The 10,552-nt window shown below is 64.1% G+C and carries 1 protein-coding gene and 2 pseudogenes; 2 read left to right on the top strand and 1 reads right to left on the bottom strand.

Going from position 1 to position 10,552, the window contains the following annotated elements:
• Positions 1–148 precede the first annotated feature (148 nt).
• Positions 149–277 (bottom strand): annotated as a pseudogene (locus DFP88_RS17570) (transposase); the annotation flags it as partial.
• 301 nt (positions 278–578) lie between these two features.
• On the opposite strand from DFP88_RS17570, the gene DFP88_RS15710 reads away from it, so the two are divergent.
• Both DFP88_RS15710 and DFP88_RS15705 read left to right on the top strand, forming a co-directional pair.
• On the top strand, positions 579–8,984 hold the full coding sequence (locus DFP88_RS15710; RefSeq protein WP_110815658.1) for a glycoside hydrolase family 94 protein: 8,406 nt from the start codon (positions 579–581) through the stop codon (positions 8,982–8,984).
• Between the two features lie 82 nt (positions 8,985–9,066).
• Positions 9,067–10,246: pseudogene (locus DFP88_RS15705) on the top strand (IS3 family transposase).
• Positions 10,247–10,552: the final 306 nt, after the last annotated feature.

The following is a 10,552-nucleotide window of genomic DNA, read 5'->3' as shown; positions in this document are numbered from 1 at the left end:
CTATCATTCTTTTGCCGCGACACCCTTCAGGATCGCATTGTCCAGCATGGCCTCGGCCAGCAGCTTCTTGAGCTTGCCGCTCTCCTCCTCGAGCGCCCTCAGCCGCAGGGCATCGCTCGCCATTGTCCTCGGACCAATGGCGGAAAAGGCTCGCCCTCGAGCCCGCCATACTTCGCCTTGTATTCGTAGAACGTGGCTGAGCTGACCCCATGCTTGCGGCAGACATCGGCCGTAGGCATCCCGTCGACGCGGTGTGTCGACCACGCTCCTTCAGCATCGCGATGATCCGCTCCTCGCTGAATCGCGATCGATTCGTCCGTCCGACTCCTCTCGTCGGGCCAGACGCTAGTTCCTCGTGGAGGAGATTCCGGGGAGCACAGCACATTGCTTCCCGCCGCTCTGCCTAAATTTTGCGCGTCTACCTCTATTGTGACGCTTTCCATAATCGATCCGTGACGCCGAAAGATTTTTTGCCCGGCCATTGCGACAAATGCGGGCCCAGATCGTTAGAAGCATGTCGCCTCGTAATCGTCTGGGGCAAACGGAAGCGGCCCGTTTACGCCTGCTGCGAACATCCCATGAACAAAGCTGCGCCGGGTGATTTCCTTCACGAGGGTATCAGTACCACGCCCATCAGGGTCGAGTTCTGGACCGGAGACGGTTTGCACGACGTCGGCAACGATTTGGCGATGGGGCGGATCGAGTCGCTGCCGGCGTACAGGCCAATCCGCTTCGAGCAGCGGCTGCGCGCCAACCAGGATGCGGTGCTCGCAAATTACATCTCGGCGATGGCAGCCTCGACCAAGAAGGAGATTCTGTCGCCTGCCGGGGAATGGCTGATCGACAACCACCACATCGTCGAAGAGAGCTTCCGCCACTTGCGCCGGGATCTTGCGCCGAAGATGTACGCGCGCCTCCCCATCCTGACAATCGAAGGCACGACCCTGCCGAGGGTCCTGGCACTTTGCTGGGTCTATGTGGCGACGACGAATTCCGAACTGCACGAGGAGACGCTGTCGGAGCTCGTCCACGGGTTCCAGACGGCAGAGACATTGACGATCGCGGAACTCTGGGCCGTGCCCGCGCTGATGCGTTTCGTCCTGCTCGAGAACCTCCGGCGCCTGTCGGACAGGGTAGAGCGGTCGCGCGCGTTGCGTCGCGATGCGAACGCTCTCGCCGACAGTATCGCGGCCAACGGCATCGACATCTCCAAGACCCTGGCCGCTTACGAGGACAAGGCCCGGTTCGATGCCTTTTCGGCTCAGTTCCTCTACCGCATGCGCGACGGCAGCGCGGCGTCCGACCGGGCACTTCGGTGGCTCGAGGTACAGGTGCGGGCGACTGGCGGCGACCCCGGGCAGGTCGTCGCGTCGGATGAGGCACGTCAGTCCTCCGGCAACGTGACGGTCGGCAACATCATCCGCAGCCTAAGGACCAGCGATGAGATCGACTGGCTCGACTGGTTCGAGGGGGTCAGCAAGGTTGACGAGGTCCTGCGTCGCGATCCGATCTACGGGCGGCTGGAAAAGCAGACGCGCAATTCATACCGCACCGCCGTGGAACGCCTGTCCCGTCGCTCGGGCTTGACCGAAATCGCCGTGGCGGACCTGGCCATCGACGCGACCCACGGCGGGCCGCATGTCGGCGCGCTTCTGGTGGGCGGAGAGCAAGCCAGGCTGGAGCAGGCGTGCGGCTACAACCCTACGCCGCGCGAAGCTTTCGGGCGGTCCTATCGCCGGCTTGGCTGGCTTGGGGCCGCGGGACCGCAGGTGCTGGTGACGCTGCTCATCGCCTGGTCCATCGCGGCAATCGCCGGATCGCAGACACAGTGGCAGATCGTGATGTTCGTCCTGGCCCTGCTACCGGCGTCCGAGGCTGCCGCGGGCCTCGTCCATATCTTCATGACCCGGTTCCTGCGACCGCAGCACATCCCCGCGCTCGATTTCACGGACGGCGTCCCGGATAATCAGCGAACCCTGGTGGTTGTGCCATGCCTCCTCACCGGGCGAGATGACATCGACGTGCTCGTGGGCACGCTGGAGCTGCATCACCTGTCCAACCAGCCCGGCGCGATCAGCTTCGCGCTGTTGTCAGACTGGATCGACAGCGATGTCGAGGAGACGGACGCGGACCGCGCCCTTCTGGACTATGCCCGCGCGCGGATCGAGGAGTTGTCTTCGAAGTATGCCGCCAGCGGCGAGCATCGGTTCCACCTGTTACACCGCAGGCGAACCCTGAACGACCGCGAAAACGTCTGGATGGGGTGGGAGCGCAAGCGCGGCAAGCTGATCGAACTGAACCGCTTCCTGTTGGGCGACCCCGACACCTCGTTGATCGCGCCAGATTTTCCGCAAGCATCGTCCGTGCGCTACGTCCTGACGCTCGACGCCGATACGAGGCTGCCGCGCGGTACCGTTCACGCGCTGGTCGGCAAGATGGCGCACCCCGTCAATCGCCCGGTGATCGACCTGGCAACAGGCGCCGTTGTCGAGGGATACGCGGTGATGCAGCCGCGCGTTACACCGTCTCTGACCACCGGCCAGAACGCCTCGCTCTTCCAGCGCATCTTCTCGACAGACCGCGGGCTGGATCCGTATGTCTTCACGGTCTCCGATCTCTACCAGGATCTTCTGGGCGAGGGGTCCTACACCGGCAAGGCGATCTACGACGTCCGCACGTTCGAGGCGGCCGTGGGACACCGGCTTCCCGAGAACCTGATCCTGTCGCACGACCTTGTCGAAGGCTCTTTGGCGCGCACGGCGCTGGTGTCGGACGTTCAGGTCGTCGAGGACTTCCCGGTCAGCTACCTAACCGACAGCGCGCGGCAGCACCGCTGGGTTAGGGGTGACTGGCAGCTCCTGCCAATCATCTTCTCGGCCGACATACCCCTGAACGGGGTCGGGCGCTTGAAGATGATCGACAACCTTCGCCGGTCGCTTGTACCGCCCAGCTGGATCGCGGCCTCTGTTGCGGGATGGCTTTTCCTGCCGGATCACGCGGCAATCGTGTGGCAGCTCCTGCTGGTCGCGACAATGATGATCTGGCCGATCATGGCGTTCAACGCCGGGCTTCTGCCGTCGCAGCCCTCGGTCTCTTCGGTCCGGCACCTGCGTACGCTGGCGCGCGAAGGGCTCGGGCACCTGACCGCGGTAACCATGCGGTTGTGTCTTCTGGCGCATATGGCGGTGGTGATGGTGGACGCGATCCTCCGCAGCTCGCACCGCACCTGGATCTCCGGCCGGAACATGCTGCAATGGAATCCCGCCAGCGCGCCCGCTTCGGCCCAGCGGGTCGGACTCTCGCGCTATGCCGTCGCGATGGCGTCGTCTGTGGGCATCGGTGCAATCGCATTCGGCCTCGTCCTGGTCTTCAACCCGCAGAACATCCCGGTCGCGGCGATTCTCTGCCTTCTGTGGGTCGCCGCACCGGCGGTTGCCTGGAGGGCAAGCCAAACCCTATCGACGGAGGACGACCTGACCGTGTCGACCGCCGACGCAGCCGAATTGCGCCGGATCGCCCGCGTCACCTGGCGGTTCTTCGAGGAATACGTCACTGCCGACACGAACCACCTGCCGCCCGACAATCTTCAGATCGACCCCGAACTCAAGCTGGCACGGCGCACCTCGCCCACGAATATCGGGCTATACCTGCTGTCGATCGTCAGTGCGCGGGATTTCGGCTGGATCAGCCTGAACGATGCGATCCGGCGGATCTCCCTCACGCTCGAGACCGTGGAGAGGATGGAGAAGCATAAGGGGCATCTCTACAATTGGTACGACACGACCAGTCTCGAACTGCTTCCGCCGGCCTATGTCTCCTCCGTCGACAGCGGGAATTTTGCCGGCCACCTGATCACGGTTTCCTCGGCACTGGCCACATGGGCGCGAAATCCTCTCGTCCACCGGATCAGCGGGCTGCAGGGCCTGAACGACACGCTCGGCGTCCTGCGCGACTGCCTGGGCCAGATCCCGGACGACCGTGCGGCGATCCGTCCCCTTCGCCAGCGGCTGGACGAACGGATCGCAGGGTTCGAGAAGCGCTACACCGCGGCGCTTGACGACCCCGCGCTGGTCGGGCTGCGTGCCATCAACCTCACCGTCATCGCCAACGACATCTCGATGCTGGCGTCGGCCTACGACACGGAGCTGGGCGGATCGGTTGGAGTGGAGGTGGCCTGGTGGGCTGGCGCGCTCGTCCGGACCTGCAACGCGATCAACGGAGAAATCGAGGAGCCCGCCGCCGAGATGGGCCCGATGGCCGCCCGCCTTTCCGCACTGGCCGAGCAGGCCCGGGGAATCGCGTTCTCTATGGACTTCGGGTTTCTCATGAACCCGCAGAAACGCTTGTTGTCCATCGGCTTCCGGGCCGACACTAACGAGCTGGACCAGTCCTGCTACGACCTGCTGGCTTCCGAAGCGCGGCTGGCCAGCTTCTTCGCCATCGCCAAGGGCGATATCCCCAAGGAACATTGGTTCCGCCTGGCGCGCCCCGTGACGGCGATCGGATCGCACGGTGTGCTTCTGTCGTGGTCGGGAAGCATGTTCGAGTATCTTATGGCGCCGCTGGTGATGCGCGAACGATCGGGCAGCATTCTGAACCAGTCGAGTGCCGCTGCCGTTGCGATCCAGATCGATCAGGGGCGGCGTCACTCGGTGCCATGGGGTGTCTCGGAGTCTGCCTTCAACGGGCGCGACAGCGAGATGAACTACCAGTACTACGCGTTCGGCGAACCAACGCTCGCGCTGAAGCGATCCTATTCCGAAGACATCGTCATCGCACCCTATGCTTCGATCCTCGCGGCGCAGGTCGCGCCCGACAAGGCGATGGCAAATTTGCGGCGCCTCAAGACGCTCAAGGCGTTCGGTAAATACGGTTACTACGACGCCATCGACTTCACCCGAAAGCGCGTGCCGGAGACAAGCCGCCACGCAATCGTGTACAACGTGATGGCCCACCATCATGGCATGAGTATCGTGTCCATCGCCAATGTGCTGATGAAAGGCATCCACCGCGACCGCTTCCATTCCGATCCCGTCATTGAGGCGGCGGAACTGCTTCTGCAGGAGAAATCGCCGCGAGAGATCGTTCCGATCACCCAGGCGGGCAAGGCGAACGACGACGCTCGCGACCTACTGGTCGCCCCCCTTGGTCAGACCGTCGTCCTTGATCCCGCCAGCGGTCAGCGCGCGTTGGGGCTTTTGTCGAACGGGACTTATACCAAGATGATCACCGCCACCGGCGGCGGGTATTCGCGGATCGGACGACGGGCCGTGACGCGCTGGCTACCGGACCCGCTGTTCGAGACCGACGGCGCCTTCGTATTCCTTCGTGACCGGGCGCTTGGCGCATGGTGGTCCACCACCACGGCACCGAAACAGGCAGCCTCAGAGGTCGCGACCACAATCATTTCGGACCACAAGGTCGAGTTCTTCAAGACCGCGCACGGGATCGATTCCCACCTGCAGACCATCGTGGCGACCGAGTCTAACGCCGAAGGATATCGCCTGACGCTGACCAATACCGGGGATGCGCCGCGCGTTCTGGACGCGACCACCTACGGCGAGATCGTCCTGACCGATGATGCCGCCGACCGCGCGCATCCGGCATTCTCCAAGATGTTCGTCGAGACCTCGATCGAGCGCAACGGCACCGTGGTAATTGCCAGACGCAACGCCCGGATGCGCGGGGACACGCCGCTCTACCTCGGCCATGTATTGTGCGGCGGATCCGATGCCCACACAGGTCAGGCCGAGACGGACCGGCGCGCGTTCGTCGGGCGGGGCCGCACCCTCGGCACTGCCGCCGCGATGGACCGCGACCGGCTGGAGGGCCACGCGGGATACACGCTCGACCCGATCTTCTCGCTGCGCCGAGAGATCAATCTCCAGCCCGGCAAGCCGATCTCCGTGACCTTCTGGACCATCGTCGCCGAGACCGAGGATGAGTTGCGCCGCGCTCTGGCGCACTATTGTCACGCAGAAACCTTCGACCACGAGCAGCGTCTGGCGTGGTCGCGCAGCCAGGTGCAGCTGCGCCACCTCGACACCAGCCTTGCCGAGGCAGAGGTCTTCCGCAAGCTGGCGGCGCATGTCATCTACCCGTCCTCGGCACTCGCGACGCAGGACCAGTCTATCCGGGCCGACTTGGCCCCTCAGTCGGAGCTCTGGGGTCTTGGCCTGTCGGGGGATCGTCCCTTTTTCGTCCTGCGGATCGACATCGAGACAGATCTTCCGATCCTTCAGACGGCGCTGCGGATGCAGGAGTACTTCATCGCCCGCGGCGTGGGGATGGACCTGGTCGTGATTAACGAACGCGACCACAGCTATGTCGATGATCTGCAGGGCGCGATCACCCTGATGGTGGACACCGCCAGGTCCACAGGCCGGGGTGATCGCAGCCGGAACGAGACCTTCACGCTGCGGCGCGACCAGATGCCCCCGCAGATGTGGCGCCGCGTCCTGGCCGCGGCGCGTGTCGTCCTGCACGCGCGCAACGGCAAGCTTGGCGAGCAGTTGACCCGGATCGAAAGCGAGTTGGCCGCATCGTCTTTCCGCCCTGCGCCCTCTGTTCCGACAGCGCCTCGACGCCGGGTTGAAAACGATCCGCAGCCGTTCGACCGCGACAGCCTCCTCTATCCCAACGGACTGGGCGGCTTTTCCGAGGACGGCCGCGAATACGTGGTGCACTTGGCGCAGGGCGAGCGAACGCCGCACCCGTGGATCAACGTCATCGCCCGCGAGGATTTCGGCTTCCATGTCTCGGCCGAGGGCACCAGCTACACCTGGGCGGCGAACTCGCGCGACTACCAGATCACGCCGTGGTCCAACGACCCCGTGATCGATCGCCCTGGCGAGGCGATCTACATCTGCGACCGAAACACCGGTGCCTTCGCGACCCCTTTCGCGGCCGTTTCGGAGGACTCGCGCGCGATCTTCGAGACACGACATGGGCTGGGATACTCGATCTTTCGCAGCCGAAACGGATGGCTGGACGTGGACGCCGTTCAGACCCTGGACCGCGACCACCCCGCGAAGATCACGCGGCTGACGCTGACGAACACGTCCGACCGGCAGCTCAGCCTCGACGTCGCGAACTATCTTGAACCGATCCTCGGCAACGACCGGGCGAAGAGCGCCACGACGATCCAGAGCAGGCTCGACGCCGCGACCGGTGCACTTGTCCTGACCAATCCATTCAGCGGAGATTTCCAAGGCCGTGCGACGGTGATGGCCAGCAGCTTGGGTTTCGATTGGCATACGGCCTCGCGCGCCGCGTTCTTCGGCCCGGAGCCTGATCTTGCTCGACCCGCCGCCATGGCCGGCGTGCGCCCCGCTTCCACGACCCGGACAGACGCCGATCCCTGCGGGGCAATCGTCTCTCACCTCCTCCTCGAGCCAAGGTCACGAGCGGAGATCGTCTTCGCCCTGATCGACACCGTGGAACAGGACGTTGCGGCCATCATCGCCGATATCCTGTCCGACGGACGTGCCGAGATCACTCGGGTCGAAACGGAGCGGGAATGGTCGGCAATCCTCGACACGCTCCAGGTCGAGACGCCGGATCGCTCTTTCGATCTTTTGGTGAACACCTGGCTGCCGTACCAGAACCTCGGCTGTCGCATTCGCGCCAGATCCGCGTTCTACCAGGCCTCGGGCGCATTCGGCTTCCGCGACCAGCTGCAGGACACTGGCGCACTGATCCTTCAGGACCCCTCGCTCGCCCGGCGTCAGATCCTTAACGCAGCGGGCCGCCAGTTCCGCGACGGAGATGTCCAGCACTGGTGGCTTCCGAAGACCGGCGCGGGTGTCCGCACGACGATCTCGGACGACGTGGTCTGGCTGGCGCACATGACGGCCCGCTACCTTCGGATGACCGGCGACGGAGGGATCCTGAATGAAAGTATCGCCTACCTGGAGGGCCCGGAAATCCCGGAAGGCCATTCCGACAAGTTTTTCGTCCCTGATCAGTCGTCCTTCAGCGAACCGCTCTACGAGCATTGCGTCCGGGCGTTGACGCTGGCCATCAAGCGGACGGGCCAGCATGGTCTGCCGCTGATCCTAGGCGGGGACTGGAACGACGGCATGAACAGGGTCGGCGAAGAGGGCTTGGGAGAAAGCGTTTGGCTCGGCTTCTTCCTCTACGACACACTAGCACAGTTCGAACCGCTCGCACGCGCCCGGGGCGACAGCGCCATGGCCGACCGTTTCGCGACGCATCGGGATGCCCTGCGTACGGCATTGAACGACTCAGGTTGGGACGGCGCGTGGTTCCGGCGTGGCTTCTTCGACGACGGGACGCCCCTGGGCTCCGATCAGAGCGACGAGTGTCGCATCGACAGCATCGCGCAATCTTGGGCCGCGCTGTCCGGTGCGGCGGACGGCGAACGTGCCTCTCGGGCCGTCGACGCCGCCCTCGGACACCTTGCTGACGAGAACGCCGGGATCCTGCGTCTGTTCAGCCCGCCCTTCGCGAGCACGCACAAGGAACCCGGGTACATCAAGGCCTATCCGCCGGGTGTGCGCGAGAATGGCGGCCAGTACACTCACGCCGCCATATGGCTTATCTACGCGCTGGCCCGCATGGGGCGCGGCAGCGACGCCTACCGCATGTTCTCGATGCTGAACCCGATCCATCACAGCGACAGCCGCGAGGCCGCTGAGACCTACCGCGTCGAACCATATGTCATCGCCGCCGACGTCTACGGCGCCCCCGACAAGCTGGGGCGTGGCGGCTGGACATGGTATACCGGCTCCGCCGGCTGGATGTACCGCGCCGCCGTCGAAGGCATTCTCGGGATTGCGCTCGAGGATGGCACGCATCTCAGGATCACCCCGGCGCTGCCCGACCACTGGCCGAGCTACACGGCACAGCTTCGGCTCAACGGTGCGTCCCACAGGATCGAAGCATCGCGACGCGGTGATACCGTGACAGTCAAGCTCGACGGTAGAGGTCCGGATACGGAGGGCCGTTTCGTGCTCTCATAACGATAGCGGGTCGTGGAGTTGACCTGCCACGGGATTTTTCCTCCACCGCCGATTAGAGTCCGCCCCAACTTGAGGACGGACAATGAAGCGAACGAGATTCACGGACGAGCAGATCATCGGCATCCTTTGCGAACACGAGGCAGGCGCGAAGCGCGCCGATCTGTGCCGCAAGCACGGCATGTCGGAAGGCACCTTCTACAACTAGAAGGCCAAGTTCGGCGGTATGACGGTGTCGGAGGCCAAGCGGCTGAAGACACTCGAGGATGAGAACGCGAAGCTGAAGAAGCTGCTGGCCGAGCAGATGCTGGATCTGGCTGCGATGAAGGATCTGGTCGCAAAAGATGGTAGGGCCCGCCGTGAAGCGCGAAGCGGTCGCATACCTTCGGACCGCCTGCGGTCTGTCGGAGCGGCGGGCCTGTCGGATCGTCGGAGCGGATCGCAAGATGGTCCGTTATCAGGCGCAGCGTGCGCCGGACACGGTGCTGCGCGGGCGGCTGCGGGAGCTGGCCAACGAACGCCGGCGGTGCGGCTATCGGCGGCTCTTCGTGCTGCTGCGCCGTGAGGGCGAGCCTTCCGGCATCAACCGGATCTACCGCGAGGAGGGGCTGACGGTGCGCAAGCGGAAGGCCCGGCGCAAGGCTGTCGGGACGCGAGCCCCGATCCTGGTCGAGGCGCGGCCCAATGCGCGCTGGTCGCTGGATTTCGTCCATGACCAGTTCGCGGGCGGCCAGCGCTTCCGGGTGCTCAACGTGGTCGACGATGTCACCCGTGAATGTCTCGCGGCGATCCCTGACACCTCGATATCAGGGCGTCGTGTCGCCCGTGAACTGTCGGCCGTGATCGAGCGCCGCGGCAAACCCGGCATGATTGTCAGCGACAACGGGACTGAACTGACCAGTAACGCGATCCTGCGATGGTGCTCCGAGCACCGGATCGAATGGCACTACATCGCGCCGGGAAAGCCCATGCAGAACGGTTTCGTAGAGAGCTTCAACGGTCGGATGCGGGATGAACTGCTAAATGAGACCATGTTCCGGAACCTGGCTCACGCTCGTGCCGTCATCGCGGCCTGGGCTGCCGACTACAACACCGAGCGCCCGCATTCGGCTTTGGACTACCAGACCCCGGCTGACTACGCGCGAGCCCTGACCACCGCAATCGCCCGCCCCGCCGCGCGAGATGAAAGTTCCGCGCGTCGGGCAATTGCTAACCCTGCGCCGAACGGCGTAAACAATAACCGGGCTCCGGTCGCGACTGGATGAAAATTCCGTGGCAGGTCAGATCTAAAAGACACCATCGCCGTAGCCGCATCGAGACGACCTCCGCGAGAGACTTGTGCCGGGGGCGAACTTGTTAAAAGTGGCAATCATCACCCAAGAGTGGATCTCTAACTAACGCCCCCGGACGATCCGGTGTCGCCGGCTTCCAAGTTCGCCGCGACAACATAGGTTGTATCCTTTGACCTGAGCCCCATGGGATGCTGCCGGTCCCGTGGACACGACGATAAGATCGTGACCATGGGATTGGAGTTTTCCGATGAAGAGACGAACATTCAGCCGCGAGTTCAA

Origin of the sequence: Pseudoroseicyclus aestuarii, from assembly GCF_003217255.1 — a bacterium.
GTDB classification, from domain to species: domain Bacteria; phylum Pseudomonadota; class Alphaproteobacteria; order Rhodobacterales; family Rhodobacteraceae; genus Pseudoroseicyclus; species Pseudoroseicyclus aestuarii.
The sequence above is the reverse complement of the archived record's forward strand: the minus strand, read 5'-3'. Positions and strand labels throughout refer to the sequence as shown.